Origin of the sequence: Streptomyces sp. BB1-1-1, assembly GCF_031597775.1 — a bacterium.
Taxonomy (GTDB): domain Bacteria; phylum Actinomycetota; class Actinomycetes; order Streptomycetales; family Streptomycetaceae; genus Streptomyces; species Streptomyces thinghirensis.
This window is the reverse complement of record NZ_CP134203.1, coordinates 5,922,893-5,938,169: the sequence shown is the minus strand read 5'-3', so window position 1 is coordinate 5,938,169 and position 15,277 is coordinate 5,922,893. Positions and strand designations below refer to the sequence as shown.

Annotated in this window: 12 protein-coding genes and 1 pseudogene; 6 read left to right on the top strand and 7 right to left on the bottom strand. The window is 71.7% G+C overall.

Annotation, left to right across the window (positions count from 1 at the left end; all coding sequences use genetic code 11):
- Positions 1-30: 30 nt before the first annotated feature.
- Positions 31-276 (top strand): hypothetical protein, encoded by a 246-nt coding sequence (locus RI578_RS27175; protein ID WP_310873520.1) that lies wholly within the window; start codon positions 31-33, stop codon positions 274-276.
- A 24-nt stretch (positions 277-300) separates the two neighbouring features.
- Here the strand turns inward: RI578_RS27175 and RI578_RS27170 are convergent, their stop codons facing one another.
- From RI578_RS27170 to RI578_RS27150, 5 genes are all read right to left on the bottom strand, one after another.
- Positions 301-1,449 (bottom strand): RNA polymerase sigma factor, encoded by a 1,149-nt coding sequence (locus RI578_RS27170; RefSeq protein ID WP_399061535.1) that lies wholly within the window; start codon positions 1,447-1,449, stop codon positions 301-303.
- Between the two features lie 256 nt (positions 1,450-1,705).
- On the bottom strand, positions 1,706-3,640 hold the full coding sequence (gene dnaG, locus RI578_RS27165) for a DNA primase (RefSeq protein WP_310873519.1): 1,935 nt from the start codon (positions 3,638-3,640) through the stop codon (positions 1,706-1,708).
- Between the two features lie 164 nt (positions 3,641-3,804).
- Positions 3,805-5,070 carry an FAD-dependent oxidoreductase gene (locus RI578_RS27160; RefSeq protein WP_310873518.1) on the bottom strand — a complete coding sequence of 422 codons (1,266 nt, stop codon included), beginning with the start codon at positions 5,068-5,070 and terminating at the stop codon, positions 3,805-3,807.
- 145 nt (positions 5,071-5,215) lie between these two features.
- A complete protein-coding gene (locus RI578_RS27155; RefSeq protein WP_310875872.1) occupies positions 5,216-6,484 on the bottom strand; it encodes a deoxyguanosinetriphosphate triphosphohydrolase in 1,269 nt (422 codons plus the stop codon).
- Between the two features lie 384 nt (positions 6,485-6,868).
- Complete coding sequence (locus RI578_RS27150) at positions 6,869-7,201, bottom strand: hypothetical protein (protein WP_310873517.1); 333 nt, start codon at positions 7,199-7,201, stop codon at positions 6,869-6,871.
- Positions 7,202-7,414: 213 nt separating this feature from the next.
- Between RI578_RS27150 and RI578_RS27145 the strand changes: the two genes are divergently transcribed.
- The 3 genes from RI578_RS27145 (at position 7,415) to RI578_RS27135 (ending at position 9,296) form a co-directional block, all read left to right on the top strand.
- Positions 7,415-8,155, top strand: coding sequence for a DUF6879 family protein (locus tag RI578_RS27145; protein WP_310873516.1), 741 nt, complete (start codon positions 7,415-7,417; stop codon positions 8,153-8,155).
- Positions 8,152-9,000, top strand: coding sequence for a helix-turn-helix transcriptional regulator (locus RI578_RS27140; protein WP_310873515.1), 849 nt, complete (start codon positions 8,152-8,154; stop codon positions 8,998-9,000). Before RI578_RS27145 ends, RI578_RS27140 begins: the two co-directional genes overlap by 4 nt.
- Before the next feature lie 86 nt (positions 9,001-9,086).
- Positions 9,087-9,296: a hypothetical protein gene (locus RI578_RS27135; protein WP_310873514.1), complete on the top strand. Its 210-nt coding sequence runs from the start codon at positions 9,087-9,089 to the stop codon at positions 9,294-9,296.
- Between the two features lie 729 nt (positions 9,297-10,025).
- On the opposite strand, the pseudogene RI578_RS27130 reads toward RI578_RS27135, so the two are convergent.
- Together RI578_RS27130 and RI578_RS27125 are read right to left on the bottom strand one after the other, a co-directional pair.
- Positions 10,026-11,147 (bottom strand): annotated as a pseudogene (locus tag RI578_RS27130) (methyltransferase); the annotation flags it as partial.
- Between the two features lie 590 nt (positions 11,148-11,737).
- Positions 11,738-12,523, bottom strand: coding sequence for a sirohydrochlorin chelatase (locus RI578_RS27125; protein WP_399061529.1), 786 nt, complete (start codon positions 12,521-12,523; stop codon positions 11,738-11,740).
- A 311-nt stretch (positions 12,524-12,834) separates the two neighbouring features.
- On the opposite strand from RI578_RS27125, the gene RI578_RS27120 reads away from it, so the two are divergent.
- Both RI578_RS27120 and RI578_RS27115 read left to right on the top strand, forming a co-directional pair.
- Complete coding sequence (locus RI578_RS27120; protein WP_310873513.1) at positions 12,835-14,463, top strand: transposase; 1,629 nt, start codon at positions 12,835-12,837, stop codon at positions 14,461-14,463.
- Positions 14,464-14,501: 38 nt separating this feature from the next.
- The gene (locus RI578_RS27115; protein WP_310873512.1) at positions 14,502-15,194 is read left to right on the top strand and encodes an ElyC/SanA/YdcF family protein; all 693 of its coding nucleotides are present in this window, start codon (positions 14,502-14,504) and stop codon (positions 15,192-15,194) included.
- Positions 15,195-15,277: the final 83 nt, after the last annotated feature.

Below are 15,277 nucleotides of genomic sequence, written 5' to 3'. Positions count from 1 at the left end.
GCGGCCACGGACACGAGGGGTAACGGGACGATGGCGGACGACGGCAAGGCTCCGGGTGCGGACGGGGCGGACCGGACGGACGACGGCACCGGGTACCGGCCGGGCACCGGGCTGGCGCTGTGGCTGCCGATCGGGGTGGCGCTCGGCATCAGCCTCGGGCAGCTCGGCGGCAACCTGGGCGCGGGCGTCGCGCTCGGGATCGGCTGCGGTGCGGCGATCGGCGCCGGCGTCGACGCCAGGCAGCGGCGGCAGACGGCGGGCCCGGACGACGCCTGACCGGGCCGCTCCCGCGGTTCCGCCTCAGTCGAGGTACCCGCGCAGCTGGTCCGCGTAGGCGTGGTCCCGGAGCTTGTTGAGCGTCTTGGACTCGATCTGGCGGATCCGCTCGCGGGTGACCCCGAAGATGCGGCCTATCTCCTCCAGCGTGCGGGGGCGGCCGTCGACCAGGCCGTAGCGGAGCTGGACGACCTTGCGCTCGCGCTCGCCGAGGGTGGAGAGCACCGCGTCCAGGTGCTCGCGCAGCAGCAGGAACGCGGCCGACTCGACGGGGCTGGCGGCGTCGCCGTCCTCTATCAGGTCGCCGAGGGCGACGTCGTCCTCCTCGCCGACCGGGGCGTGCAGGGAGACCGGCTCCTGGGCGAGGCGCAGCACCTCCCCGACCCGCTCGGGGGCCAGGTCCAGGTGGGCGGCGACGTCCTGCGGGGTCGGCTCGTAGCCGCGTTCCTGGAGCATGCGCCGCTGGACGCGGACGACCCGGTTGATGAGTTCCACGACGTGGACGGGGACGCGGATGGTGCGCGCCTGGTCGGCCAGCGCCCGGGACATGGCCTGGCGGATCCACCAGGTGGCGTAGGTGGAGAACTTGTAGCCGCGGGCGTAGTCGAACTTCTCCACGGCCCGGATCAGCCCCAGGTTCCCCTCCTGGACCAGGTCCAGCATGGTCAGCCCGCGCCCGACGTACCGCTTCGCCACCGACACCACGAGCCGCAGGTTCGCCTCGATCAGGCGCCGCTTGGCCAGGCGGCCCATGACGACGAGCCGGTCGAGGTCCAGGGCGAGCCGGCTGTCCAGGTCGACGGCGAGCCGCAGCTTCTCCTCGGCGAACAGCCCGGCCTCCACGCGCCGGGCGAGGTCGACCTCCTCGGCCGCGGTGAGCAGCGGAATCCGGCCGATCTCCCGCAGGTACTGCCGGAACAGGTCGGAGGAGGGCCCGCCGGTCTCCGTACGGGTGGGCGGCGGCGGTCCGTCCGGCTCGGGGGCGTCGGCGGGGGCGGCGGGGTGCTCGGCCGCTTCGGGGGCGTCCTCCGCCGCGGGCGGCTCCTCCGGCCGGTTCTCGGGGTGGTGCACGGCGCGGTGCTGCGGGGGCATAGCGACGAGGACGCCGCTCTCCGCGTCCGGCTCCGCGCCGTCGGTACTGGTGTCGGTCTGGGTGAGGGTCTGGGTCTGCACGGGGGCGACCTCCAGGATGGACGCGGCCGACGGGGGCCGGCGGCGGTACTTCGGGGGCGGAGCCGGCTCGTTCGCCGCGGTCCGCTCCGTACGCGTGAACGGAACCGCGGGAATCAGCGACCCGCCGGGACGGATCGGCCGCGCTCCGAGGACTCGGGCACCGCCCCCAGTGTGGGGTACGACACATCACCGCCACGAGGGGCGTGCGGTGACTTTTTGCGTCCGGGCGTGACCGCGCGGTTACCCGCGGTCGTTCCTAGAGGGCGGCGGCGCCCTGTACGCGCAGGGTTTGGTCGTACTGCTGGAGGATCCACAGCTCGTTCTGCACGGCGGCCAGTTCGGCGGGGTCGCCGTGGCCGGTGAGGCGGGTGAGGCGGCCTGTGATGTCGCGGATGCGGCGCTCGACGGCCCGGCGGCGGACGGTGACCAGCTGGGCGCCCGCGTAGACCTCGTCGACGTCCTTCACGCCGCGGTGCAGCATGATCGCCTCGACCGCGAGTTCGGTGACCATGGCGCGGACGGCGTCGTCGGGGGCGGCCTCGCGGACGCGGACCAGGTAGTCCTGCGGGTCCTGGACGCCGAACTCGGCGCCGCCCGCCTCCATGATCGCCTCGCGTACGGCGGCGTAGGGCGGGGCGGTGAACTCGTCGACGCCGTACGCGTCGAAGGCCGGGGAGACCAGCTCCGGGCGCTGGAGGGCCAGCTTGAGCAGCTCGCGTTCGGTGGCGAAGACGGGGTTGCGGAGGTTGAGGGCCGGGCCGCCGCGCGGGCTCGGACCGGCGGGGCCGGCGTACTGCTGCGGGGCGCCGCCGCTGCCGCGCTGCTGCCGGTCGGGGGCGGAGCCCTTGCCGCCGCGGTCGCGGGACCAGCGGGCCAGCTGGGCGATCCGCTTGACCACGAACTGCGTGTCGAGGATGCCGAGCATGCCGGCGAGCTGCACGGCGACCTCGTGCTGGGCGCCGCTGTTCTTGATGCGGGCGACGACCGGGGCGGCCTCGTCCAGCGCCGACGCGCGGCCGGCCGGGGTGTCCAGGTCGTAGCGGCTCACGATCTGGCGGAGCGCGAACTCGAAGAGCGGGGTGCGCGGCTCGACCAGGTCGGCGACCGCGTCGTCGCCCTTGGCCAGGCGCAGGTCGCAGGGGTCCATGCCGTCGGGGGCGATGGCGATGTACGTCTCGGCGGCGAACTTCTGGTCGTCCTCGAAGGCACGCAGGGCCGCCTTCTGGCCGGCCGCGTCGCCGTCGAAGGTGAAGATCACGCGGGCGGAGCCGTTGTCCATCAGGAGGCGGCGGAGGATCTTGATGTGGTCGCCGCCGAACGCCGTGCCGCAGGTCGCGATGGCGGTGGTGACGCCGGCGAGGTGGCAGGCCATGACGTCCGTGTAGCCCTCGACGACGACCGCGCGGGACGCCTTCGCGATGTCCTTCTTCGCCAGGTCGATGCCGTACAGGACCTGGGACTTCCGGTAGATCGCGGTGTCCGGGGTGTTCAGGTACTTCGGGCCGTTGTCCGCCTCGTAGAGCTTGCGGGCGCCGAAGCCGACGACATCGCCGCCGATGTCGCGGATGGGCCACATCAGGCGGCCGCGGAAGCGGTCGATGGGGCCGCGGCGGCCCTCCTGGGAGAGGCCGGAGAGGACCAGCTCCTTGTCGCTGAAGCCCTTGCCGCGCAGGAAGCGGGTGAGGTGGTCCCAGCCCTGGGGGCTGTAGCCGACGGAGAAGTGCTGGGCGGCGGCCTGGTCGAAGCCGCGGTCCGCGAGGAAGGCGCGGCCGGTGTCGGCCTCGGGGCTGGTGGCGAGCTGCTCCGCGTACCACTGGGCGGCGATCTTGTGGGCCTCGACCAGGCGGATGCGTTCGCCGCGCTGGTGGGTGGGGTTGTACCCGCCCTCCTCGTAGCGCAGGGTGATGCCGGCCTGACCGGCCAGGCGCTCGACCGCCTCCGAGAAGGTGAGGTGGTCGATCTTCATCACGAACGTGATGGTGTCGCCGCCCTCCTGGCAGCCGAAGCAGTGGAAGAACCCCTTGCTCGGGCTGACCTGGAAGGACGGGGACTTCTCGTCGTGGAAGGGGCAGAGGCCCTTCAGGTTGCCGCCGCCCGCGTTCCTGAGCTGGAGGTACTCGGACACCACGGCGTCGATCGGGACCGCGTCCCGTACCGCCTTCACGTCCTCGTCGTTGATCCGTCCAGCCACGCGTGAAGTCTACGGGGCGGCACCGACATGCTCGGGCCCGGCGATGGGCTCTGCCCGGGAGGTCCGGCCCGCCGCGAAGCGGCCGTCCGACGCGGCACCGCCGGGATTCGGCCGGGGGTCCGGGGGTTGTCCCCCGGGAATCGGGGCCGGCGACGGACTGACAGCTATGCGACGAGGCTTTCGAGCGATACGTGCGGGTTCGCCAGCGCCTCCGTGTCCACCTGGGTCTTCGAGCGGATCAGCTGCTGGATCGGCTCCGTGACGTCCCACACGTTCACGTTCATCCCGGCCAGTACGACGCCCTCCTTCACCCAGAAGGCGATGAACTCGCGCTTCGCCGCGTCCCCGCGGATCACCACCTGGTCGTACGACCCCGCGGGCGCCCAGCCGGAGTACTCCATGCCCAGGTCGTACTGGTCGGTGAAGAAGTAGGGCACGCGGTCGTGGGCGAGGCCCCGGCCGAGCATCGCGCGGGCGGCCGCCGGGCCGCCGTTGAGGGCGTTGGCCCAGTGCTCCACGCGCAGGCTGGTGTCGAAGAGGGCGTGGTGGAAGGAGGCCACGTCACCGGCCGCGTGGATGTCGGGGTCGGAGGTGCGCAGGTTCGCGTCGACGACGATGCCGCCGCCGTGGGCGCGGTCGGCGATCTCCAGGCCCGCGGCCTGCGCCAGCGCGGTGCGCGGGGCGGCGCCGACCGCGGCGAGCACGTCGTGCGCGGGGTGCTCCTCGCCGTCGTCGGTGCGGGCGGCGAGGACCATGCCGTCCTGGCCGATGATCTCGGTCAGCTTCACGCCGAAACGGAAGCGGACGCCGTGCGCCTCGTGCAGCTCGGCGAAGACGGAGCCCAGCTCGGGGCCGAGGACGCCGTGCAGCGGGGTCGGTCCCGGCTCGACGACGGTGACCTCCGCCCCGTACTCGCGGGCCGCCGCCGCGACCTCCAGGCCGATCCAGCCGGCGCCGGCGATCACGAGGTGGCCGTTGTCCCGGCCGAGGGAGGCGAGGACGCCCTTGAGGCGCTCGGCGTGGGCGAGGCGGCGCAGGTGGTGGACGCCGGCGAGGCCGGTGCCGGGGACGTCGAGGCGGCGGGGCTCGGCGCCGGTCGCGATGAGCAGCTTGTCGTACCCGGCGCGGGTGCCGTCGTCGCCGTAGTGGACGGTCCTGGCGGCGCGGTCGATCGCGACGACGGTCTGGCCGAGGTGCAGCTCGATGTCGTGCTGCGCGTACCAGGCGGGCTCGTGCACGAAGACGCTGTCGCGCTCCTCCTTGCCGAGGAGGTAGCCCTTGGACAGCGGCGGGCGCTCGTAGGGGTGGTCGCGCTCGTCGCAGATGAGGATCACCCGGCCGGTGAAACCCTCCGTGCGGAGTGTCTCGGCCGCCTTCGCGCCCGCCAGGCCGCCTCCGACGATGACGAATGTCTGATCCGCGTCGACCACTTGTTTGCCTCCTCGTCAGGGTGCCGCCACATGCGAGCGTCCCGCACGTGGCGTGGTGCGGGAAGAGGGAGTGACCCGATCAGGCCACGGAGGCCCGTGTCCCGGGGGCCTGAGTGCCTGTCGGGTCACACCTGTCCCGTCAGTCTCATGGATGCCCCGTCAGGCGGGCGTGAAGCGAGCGGGCCGAGGCATCGGTGAGGGAGGCGATCTGGTCGACGATCACCCGTTTGCGGGCGCGGTCGTCGGCGGCCCCGTCGAACAGGGCGCGGAACTGGGGGTCGAGGCCGTCGGGGGCGCGGGCGGTGAGCGCCTCGGCCAGTTCGGCGACGACGACGCGCTGGTCGGCGCGGAGCCGCTCCTGCTCGGTGCGCTGCATGACGTAGCGCACGGCGACCGCCTTGAGGACGGCGCACTCCATGCGGGTCTCCCGGGGGACCACCAGTTCCGCCGTGTACCGGGTGAGCCGGCCGCCTCCGTACGCGGCCCGGGTGGCGGTCTCGGCGGCGAGGCAGAAGCGGCCGATGAGCTGGCTGGTGGCGTCCTTCAGCCTGGCCTGGGCGACGGCCGAGCCGTCGTAGCCGTGCGGCCACCAGTCCTGGGCGAGGAGGCGGTCCAGGGCGGCGGCGAGTTCGGCGTGGTCGGTGCCGGCCGGGACGTAGCGGCCGACGGCTACCTCGAAGACCGCCTCGCGCTCGGGGTCGGCGAGCAGGCAGTTCGGGTCGATGTGACCGGCGTGCAGGCCGTCCTCGACGTCGTGCACGGAGTACGCCACGTCGTCGGCCCAGTCCATGACCTGGGCCTCGAAGCAGGTGCGGGCGCCGGGGGCGTCCTTGCGGAGCCACTCGAAGACGGGCCGGTCGTCGTCGTACACGCCGAACTTGGGCGAGGCGGGGTCGGTGGGGTGGGCGCCTCGCGGCCAGGGGTACTTGGTGGCGGCGTCGAGGGTGGCGCGGGTGAGGTTGAGGCCGACGGAGCCGTCCTCGGTGAAGCGCTTGGGCTCGATGCGGGTGAGGAGGCGGAGGGACTGGGCGTTGCCCTCGAAGCCGCCGCAGTCCTCGGCGAAGGCGTTGAGCGCCTGTTCGCCGTTGTGGCCGAAGGGCGGGTGGCCCAGGTCGTGGGAGAGGCAGGCGGCCTCGACGAGGTCCGGGTCGCAGCCGAGGGCGGCGCCGAGTTCGCGGCCGACCTGGGCGCATTCGAGGGAGTGCGTGAGGCGGGTGCGGGGGCTGGCGTCCCAGACGGGGCTGCGCTCGCCCGGCGTGACGACCTGGGTCTTGCCGGCGAGGCGGCGCAGGGCCGAGGAGTGCAGGATGCGGGCGCGGTCGCGTTGGAAGGCGGTGCGGCCGGGGCGTTTGTCCGGTTCGGGGGCGTAGCGGGCGACTGACGTCGGGTCGTAGGGGGGTGTGGTGCCATCCATGGTGCGGTGCGGTGCCTCGCCTTCCATGTTCGTGTCCAGGGATTGAGCACCGGGGCCGCCCGTCCCCTCCGGGGCTGCCTTGTCATCGCGCCGCGCGACGTCTCAGGTCTTGCCCTTCAATGAGGACGTCACGGGTGGCAGTGTGTTCGCGGTCGGTCGTCCACGGTGTCGCCCTCTCTTGCGCTCACTGTCTCACGTGCAGGGTTTCCGACGTCCTCTCGCGCCGCAGTGGCCACTTCCACATGATCCGCCGACCGGGGGAGCAAGCGGCATCTTCTCCGAATCTTCCGCCCCGGGCCACTGATGCGCGCTGGCCAGGGCAAGCCACCGTGCTCGCGCGGGAGCGGCCGGCGGCAGACTGTGTTGCCGGCCTCCCTGGCGCTCCTACTTCTTGCTGTTGATGGTCGGCAGCATGGTGGAGAGCAGCCATGCCGAGCCATTCGCCTGTTCGCCGTCTCCGTGTGCAGCCTCAACCAGAGCGAGGAGCGCCGAAGCGGAAGTGCCGTCCAGGCGGTACACCAGCACGGTTCGGTCCTGCCTTTTTGGGATATCGAATGGCACGTGTCCGAAGCCACCAGCTCGAAGACCCGCTGAAATCTGCTGCACCACGTTGCTCTTTGCACGCTGAGCGCCGAAGGCGTTCCTGAGCGTCTTGACGGAGACGGCCGCGTAGCCGTTCCCATCCTCTACGGCCTTGCTGACAGCGGTCAGGTCCATGAGCCCCCCAAGCTTGTAGGCGATGGCGAGACACTAGCGACGACTGGAGCCGGAGGGCGGAATTCCGACAGATCGACTGTGGGTACCGTGGCATCAGCGATTGCGCGCAACTCAGCAGTCTGTCCACTTGTCCGCAATTTCCAGCAATCACCGGGCAGTCGACAGCCATCCGGCGCATCCTGGTCATCCGACCACATGTGACCGGAGGGCGACATGACACTACGGTTCATTGGCACCACCAGCGACGATGGAGACTGCCCCACCCTGTACGAGATCCCGGAGACCGAGGAAATCCTCGTCCAGGGCGACCGCGAGACCGACCCCGAGCACCTCGCCCAGCTCCGCGACGTCAAGCCGTCAGAGACGTTCGTACGCGTCCCCCGAGCACTCCTCACCCGCTACGCCCCCAGAACCGACACGCCCCCGCTACAGCCGTTCTCCGCGATCTCCCACCTGTTCCGCGACTTCCGGCACACCGCGTTTCGACTGGAGACCCGCCGCGGCTACGCCTCCGACCGCAATAGCCCCAAGTGGCAACGCTGGCTCAACGGGGAGGTCATCGCCGCCGAGCCGCCCAACCCGTGGCGCGAGAACGTCGCCGCCCAGACCGCCCAGGGCAAGAGGTTCGAACGCGTCCGCCTCGTCGACACCCCGCCCACGGAGGGGCAACGCTTCCTGCTCGCCAGCGCACCGGGCAACCTCGCCGCGGGCGAGGACATCCGCAACCTGCCCCGCACCGACGCCGATCGGCTGCGCCTGCCCGAATACGATTTCTGGCTGTTCGACTCCAAGGTCCTCGCCCGGTTCGCATTCGACGAGGACGACACCACACTTGGCGTCCACGTCACCGAGGACCCCGCCGACGTGCTCGCCGCCTGCCAGGCCCGCGACGCGGCATGGCACCACGCCACGCCTACCAGCGACTACGCCGAGCAGGTACGTTCCAGCGCGTGACCAGCGACTTTCAGACGGCCCGGGAAGCCCTCGGCGCGCGGCTGCGTGAGCTGCGCACCGAGGCCGGCCTCGACGGCAAAGACCTCGCCGCCAAACTCGGCTGGCAGACGTCGAAGGTCTCCCGGTTGCAGAACGGCAAGCAGACACCCACCCGCGCCGATCTCGCGGCGTGGGCGCAGGCCTGCGAGCGGGCCGACGCGGAGGGCGAGTTGCAGGGGCTGCGCGCCGGGCTGGAGATGAAGCAGCGCCACCGGTCATGGCGTCGCCAACTGGCCGGAGGTCACCGGGGCCGACAGGAGATCGCGGTACGCCAGACCGAACACACCGCGATGATCCGGGGCCTGGAAGTCTCCCGCATACCCGGTCTGTTCCAGACCCCGGAGTACGCCCGCGTCATCTTCGACACCAACGCAGAGTTCCGCGGTATCGCGCCGACGACCGAGGCCGCCGTCGCCGCCCGCATACGCCGCCAAGAGGCCCTGTACGACCCGGAGAAGAGTTTCCGCTTCCTGCTGTGCGAGGCAGCCCTGTACCACCGCTCATGCCCGGCCGACATCATGGCCGAGCAGCTCGACCGCCTGTACAACCTCGTCGGGCAACGCCGCGTAGAGATCGGCATCCTCCCGTTCGGCACCCAACTACGCCGCACCGCGCCGCACGGCTTCTGGATCTACGACCGCCGGTTGGTCATCGTCGAGACGATCAGCGAGGAACTGTGGCTGACCGGTGATGACGACCTGGCCCTGTACGAACGGGCGTGGGAGTGGCTCGCCCAGGCCGCCGAGTACGGACCACCGGCACGCCGCCTGATCGGCCGCGCTCGCGCCTCCCTCGACCCTCTGTAGGCAATCCGCGGCAGCCGCTGCCCCCACATGCGCAATCACCCACAATCCGCGCACGGGCACGCAATCGCAGTCCCTACCGTCCCGGCATGACCACACGGACCCCCGCCCTGAGCATTCAGCACATCCCCTGGTCACCGGCCGAAGCGGCCGCGTACCGCACCCTCGTCGACCACACCGGCGGCGCCGAGGCCACGCCCCCGTGCTCCGGCTGCAACAGCCCCGAACGCGACTGCGAGACCGGCGCCCGTCTGCGCCGCGCGCTCCGGGACGCCACCACCGCGAGGCGCGCAGGATGACCGCGCCCGCACTGCCTGTGCCGTACATCGCCGCATGGTCCGGCGAACAGGCCGCCGAGCGGCGCCTCGTGTGCCGTGCCGACGGCATCGCCTACGCCGACGAGCAGCCCGACGACCGCGACCAATACGGGGTCCTGTGGAACGGCCGCGCCCGCGCCCGCGGAGTCGGCCGCCCACGGTTCGGGGAGGTCCACCCGGTCAGGCAGCGCGAGGCCATGGCGCACCTGCTGTGTCAGGTGTGCGGGGCGCCGGCCGACCGCGACGAACGCGGGACCCTGTGGCTGTTGGAGGACAACCGGGCCGACTGGACCGGATGGCCCGATGGACTGATGACCGCGCACCCTCCGGTCTGCCTAACGTGCGCGCGGCAGGCCGCCGACCTCTGCCCGCACCTGCGCGGCCGGTACATCGCCGTACGCGTCCGCGAAAGCGACGCATGCGCCGTACTCGGCCGCCGGTGGGCGCCGACTGCGCTGGGCCCGCCGCAGCGGCTCGACAGGCACGTGATCCCTTACGGCAACCCTGCGGCCCGATGGGTGACGGCCGGACAGCTCATCCGATCACTGCACGGCTGCACGTTCCTCGATCTCGACGACACCCGGCAGCCGACGAGCCCCCGCCGCCCGGTAGCTCCACGCGCGCCGGCGGTGGGACGGGCGTCCGCAGAAGGGCCCGGCGATAAATTGACCGCTGCTTGCCGGAGCCCGGCGGAAATGAGGCGCTCCGTCTCAGGCGCCACAACGACGTGACCTCGGTTGTGCGAGCGACGTAGAGGAGGTCGGAGGTGTCCCTCGATCGTGGATGCTGCGGCCGGGTGTCGATCTTGTCGACCACGTGCAGGCCCCCTGCCTCAACGGCGGCCAGCAGCTCGCTGCGCGTTCTGAGCCCGAGACGCTCGGCCAAGTCCGAGAGGATGAGCCATCCTTCACCTTCCGGTTCGAGATGGGCGGCGAGTCCGTCGAGGAAGCTCCGGAGCATGCTACTGCCCGAGTCGTAGACGCCTTGCTCCACTGCGGAGGTGGGCCGGGCGGGAATCCAGGGCGGATTGCAGACAACGAGGTCCGCCCGCCCGTCGGGAAAGAGGTCGGGGCCCATGATGTCAATGCGCCCGGTGTAGTGCAGTCGGCGGACGTTGTCCCGTGCGCAGGCCAGGGCACGCGGACTGATGTCGGTCGCCACGACGTGGTCGATCCCCCGGCGGGCCAGGACGGCCGCGAGCACTCCGGTCCCCGTCCCGAGGTCGAATGCGGTGCGGCGATCCGCGCGACGGCCCGTCGGCGTGGGAAGCGGTGCATGCGCGACGAGGTCGACGTATTCACCCCTGACCGGGGAGAACACGCCGTAGTGCGGATGAATGCGAGCGCCGAGGGCAGGTACCTGCACGCCGTTCGTACGCCACTGATGCGCGCCGACCACGCCCAGAAGTTCTGTGAGCGAGACCGCCATCGGCTCGGACGACGGGCCGTACGCCTCCGTGCACGCCTGGCGCACATCGGGGGCTCTGCGCAGGTTCAGGCGAAAGTCGTCTTCCAACAGAACGAGAAGCCTGCCCAGCACACGGGCGCGATGGCTGCGTGCGCGGCGGTGCAGGTGGAAGGAGTTTGCTGGGCTGTCACCTTGCCGGGGAGGCTTCCGGTCTATGCGGCGACGCATGGCTTGCAGCAGTTGACGTGCGTTGTGGAAGTCGCCCAGCCACAGCAAGGCGGTGCCTTCGCAGGCCAGACGGTAAGCCGTGTCGGCCTTCATACGGTCGTCCGCACAGATGACCCGACTGGGAGGCGGCGTCGCGTTCTCAGAATGCCAGGGGGCGGAACGGGTGGTGCTTGTCTCGGTCCAACGGATGGTGGGCACCGTGTACTCCTCGTGATCGAACGTGCGGGGGCACGAAGAGCACTTCGACGAGGAGCAGGGAAAACGGCCCGTGCTGCCGCACGGGCACCCACGTCAGGGCAGGTAGAGCTACCGCTCCCGCGTCGAAGCGCGAGAGGAGAAGTCGCCGAGAACCATGCCGAGCGTCACGATCAGCCCTTTCGGAGAGATGACGTAAGAGGCTCGCACAGACCTCCTGTCGTCGGCAAACCAGTCCTGGGCGAAGGGGCGGGCCGAAGGAAGGGCGCCGCACGGCAGTGATGCCGCCGGGCCACCACACTCGTCGAGCCGGATGCCAAACACCCCACAATGACCTCACCGGCCTCTGCGGTGGGAACCGGTGCTCACCTCCTCGCCCTGTCGGCGCGGGTACGGCAAGCGGTGCATACACCTCCGCCGCCTGGCCGGACCAGCGGGGCCTGGTCGTCCGGGGCTGCGCACACGCACGATGATGCGGACCGGCACCGCGCCTACCGCATCGCCGATCGGCGCATCTGCCCTGCCCTGCAGCGAACTCCACGCACCCGCGGCGGCAGGCCGAACGCGTACCAGGCTGTTACCGGGGCGCCGGCTCAGGCCGACGCCATCGACATCACGTTCGACCTCCCCCGCGGATCACCCTCCGCTGCGTCGTCGTAGCGGTGCAGAAGCAGGCGAGCCATCGCCGGGTGGGTGCCCAGTGGGGGCGACGCGATCCACGGGGCCGCTGCCGCGCACTCCGTCGCGAAGCGGCCCGGGGCCGTGAAGTACGAGGCGATGGCGACGTTCCGGTAGCCCCGGGCCAACAGCGCGCGTACCGCCTCCGGCACCGTCGGAGCCGCCGCCGACGCGTACGCCGGGACCACCGGGGCGCCGGTGCGGGCGGACAGGAGGGCGGCCGTGCGGGCCGTGTCGGTCCTGGAGTCCGGGTCGCGGGAGCCCGCGGACGCGAGGACGACCGCGTGGTCCGGACCCGCGTGAACGGGCCAGCCGCCCTGCACGAGGCGGTCGTGGAGGGCGTCCACGAGCAGCGGGTGCGGGCCGAGGGGGGCTGCCACGCGGGTGCGGGCCGGGGAGGCCGCGGCCATCTCGGGGATGTCCCGTTTGACGTGGTGGCCGCGGCTGAGGAGGAGGGGGACGAGGACGGCCGCCCCGTCTCCCAGGGCGGCGAGCGTGTCGGGGAGCAGGGGCTCGTTCAGTTCGATGTGCCCGAGGTGCACCGGCAGGCCGGGGCGCAGGGCGCGGACCCGGTCGAGGAGGGCGCGTACGGTGCTCAGCGCGCGTGGGTCGCGGCTGCCGTGGGCGACGACGACCAGGGCGGGGGTGCCGCCGGGTGCCGCCGTGCTCGTCGTCCTGCCCATCAGTGTCATCGCCGTCATGCATCGAGGGTGACCGCCGGACGTTGCCTCCCCGTTGCGCGGAGGTCACAGGGATTTTCCGGCGGTTCACACGGCGCCGGGCGTCCCCTGTGAGCGGCCGGTGAACCGGACGGCGTGCCCGGGCGTCCCTGGGGTTGGGATCTGCTGGGCTTTGACTGTGTGTGAGTGTGTTGTGGCGTGGATGAGTGAGTGCGGGGGGGGGTCGGGTCCGGGTGGGAACGGGAGTCCGTGTGTCGAATGCGTGACCTTGTGCGGTGGTGGTCGTTGGGTGGGGTGTACGGGTCGGTCATGACCGGGGTGGGGGGTGCGGGGTGGGTGGTCTGCGCAGGCTTGCGGCGCCGTTCGTCGCGCTCGGCCCCGCCGGAGTGGCGGTGCGTACCCGGCCGAAACGGCTCACGCCCGAGGATGAGCAGGTCCTGACACTGGTGGGTGCGCACCTCGGCTCGCTGGCGTCGAAGGACCTCAAAGCGCGCTGCGTGGACGGCCTGGAGCACTCCAGTGAGTCATGGGCGGCCCGTAAACGGGACCTGACGGCCGAGTCGTCGTCCAGGTGGGCTGGGTCGATCACGAAGGCGTCGCACGACCAGTGGGCGCTGGCCCGGCGTTGCCAGCTCGTTCACATCCAGGGTCTTGAGGCCGGTATCCGCACGATCCGGCATCGGCTGGCCCTCCCCGTCGGGGCGAAGGGCACCAAAGGGGCGCCGGGTGGCTACCAGTCGAGGCGGGAGTGGTTCGCCAAGACGCGGCGCCTGCACGTCCTGGAGGACCGGCTGGCCCGCGAGCAGGCCGACCGGCAGGCGGGTGTCGTGCACGTGGTGCGGGGCGGCAAGCGCCTCGCCCGCAACCGTCACCACCTTGACACGGCGCAGCTCACCGAGGCCGCATGGCGCGAGCGGTGGGAAACGGCGCGCTGGTTCCTCCAGGCCGACGGTGAATCCGGCAAGAGGTTCGGCAACGAAACCATCCGCGTCAGCCCCGACGGCAAGATCAGCATCAAGCTCCCCGCCCCACTCGCCGGCTTGGCCAACGCAGCGCACGGCCGGTACGTCCTGACCGGCCGGGTGGCCTTCGCGCACCGCGGGCAGGACTGGGCCGACCGCGTGGCGGCCAACCGCGCCGTCGCCTACCGCATCCACTACGACACGGAGCGCGGGCGCTGGTACCTGACCGCCTCCTGGCAGATCCCACCCACCCCGACCATCCCCCTGGCCGCAGCTCTCGCCGACGGCGTGATCGGCGTCGACACCAACGCCGACCACCTCGCCGCCTGGCGCCTCGACACCCACGGCAACCCGATGGGTGCGCCGCGCCGCTTCTTCTACGACCTGTCCGGCACCGCCCAGCACCGCGACGCCCAGGTTCGGCACGCCCTCACCCGGCTGCTGCACTGGGCCCGCTCCTGCGGCGTCAAAGCGATCGCGGTCGAAGACCTCGACTTCGCCACCGAGAAGACCCGCGAGAAGCACGGCCGCAAGCGCCGCTTCAGGCAGCTCATCTCCGGCATGCCCACCGGCAGACTCCGCGCCCGGCTGACCTCCATGGCCGACGCCACCGGCATCACGATCATCGCCGTCGACCCGGCCTACACCTCACGCTGGGGCGCCCAGCACTGGCAGAAGCCGATGGCCACCCACACCCGCACGACCACCCGTCACGATGCCGCGAGCATCGCGATCGGACGACGCGCCCAGGGTTACCCGATCCGGCGACGGACGACACCGCCCCGTGCACACCAGAGCGATGTGCACGGACATCGGACCGTCCAGGCCGGACCGGAGGCTCTCGGGCGTGAGGGACCCCGCCCCCGCATCCCCGGACCACGGACACGATCCGTGCCACCGGACGCGGCGCGAACGCGGGCGACCAGGACATCCACAACCGTTCGGGATGCCCGCAGTGACCAGGAATGGGTACAACACTCACTCCTGCTCACTGAATAGGAACGGTCAGGAGACGATCAGGGAGGGGACCGACACCGATGCGCCGCTGGAGACCTCGCAGACCGCGCCTGCCGCGCACCCGCACGGGGCAGCGGCGGCTGATCCGGGCGGTGGTGGCCGGGTGCGTGCTGGGCCTGCTGCCGGCCACGTGGCTGCACCTGGTGACCGGTGACCGGCTGCGCACCACGGCCGACGTGCCCCGCACCGAGGTCGCCGTCGTCTTCGGCGCCGGGCTGTGGGAGGGCGAGCCGTCGCCGTACCTCGCGCACCGGCTGGACGCGGCGGCCGAGCTGTACCGCGCGGGCCGGATCGAGGTGGTCCTCGTCACCGGTGACAACAGCCGCGAGGAGTACGACGAGCCGGACGCGATGCGCGCGTACCTGGTCCGGCACGGGGTCCCCGACGGGCGGATCGTCAGCGACTACGCCGGTTTCGACACCTGGGACTCCTGCGTCCGCGCGAAGAAGGTCTTCGGGGTCGACCGGGCCGTGCTGATCAGCCAGGGTTTCCACATCCGGCGCGCGGTGGCGCTGTGCCAGGAGGCGGGGGTGGCCTCGTACGGCGTCGGGGTCGACGACGTACACGATGTGACCTGGTACTACGGGGGCGCTCGGGAGATCCTCGCGGCGGGGAAGGCGGCGCTGGACGCGGTCTTCGAGCCGGATCCCACGTTCCTCGGGCCGAAGGAGCCGGGGGTGGCGCAGGCCCTGGACCTGGCCGGTGAGCGGTGACGCGCCCCTCACCGCGGCCGGCGGGCGCCGGGGAGGTCGCCGTCCCGGCGGCGTAACAAACCGCCGCCCGGTCGCGTAACACG

Coding starts and splice junctions, on each gene's coding strand:
- RI578_RS27145 (WP_310873516.1), top strand. CDS start 7,415: ATGACACTACGGTTCATTGGCACCACCAGCGACGATGGAGACTGCCCC.
- RI578_RS27115 (WP_310873512.1), top strand. CDS start 14,502: ATGCGCCGCTGGAGACCTCGCAGACCGCGCCTGCCGCGCACCCGCACG.
- RI578_RS27155 (WP_310875872.1), bottom strand. CDS start 6,484: ATGGATGGCACCACACCCCCCTACGACCCGACGTCAGTCGCCCGCTAC.
- RI578_RS27135 (WP_310873514.1), top strand. CDS start 9,087: ATGACCACACGGACCCCCGCCCTGAGCATTCAGCACATCCCCTGGTCA.
- RI578_RS27125 (WP_399061529.1), bottom strand. CDS start 12,523: ATGACGGCGATGACACTGATGGGCAGGACGACGAGCACGGCGGCACCC.
- RI578_RS27175 (WP_310873520.1), top strand. CDS start 31: ATGGCGGACGACGGCAAGGCTCCGGGTGCGGACGGGGCGGACCGGACG.
- RI578_RS27150 (WP_310873517.1), bottom strand. CDS start 7,201: ATGGACCTGACCGCTGTCAGCAAGGCCGTAGAGGATGGGAACGGCTAC.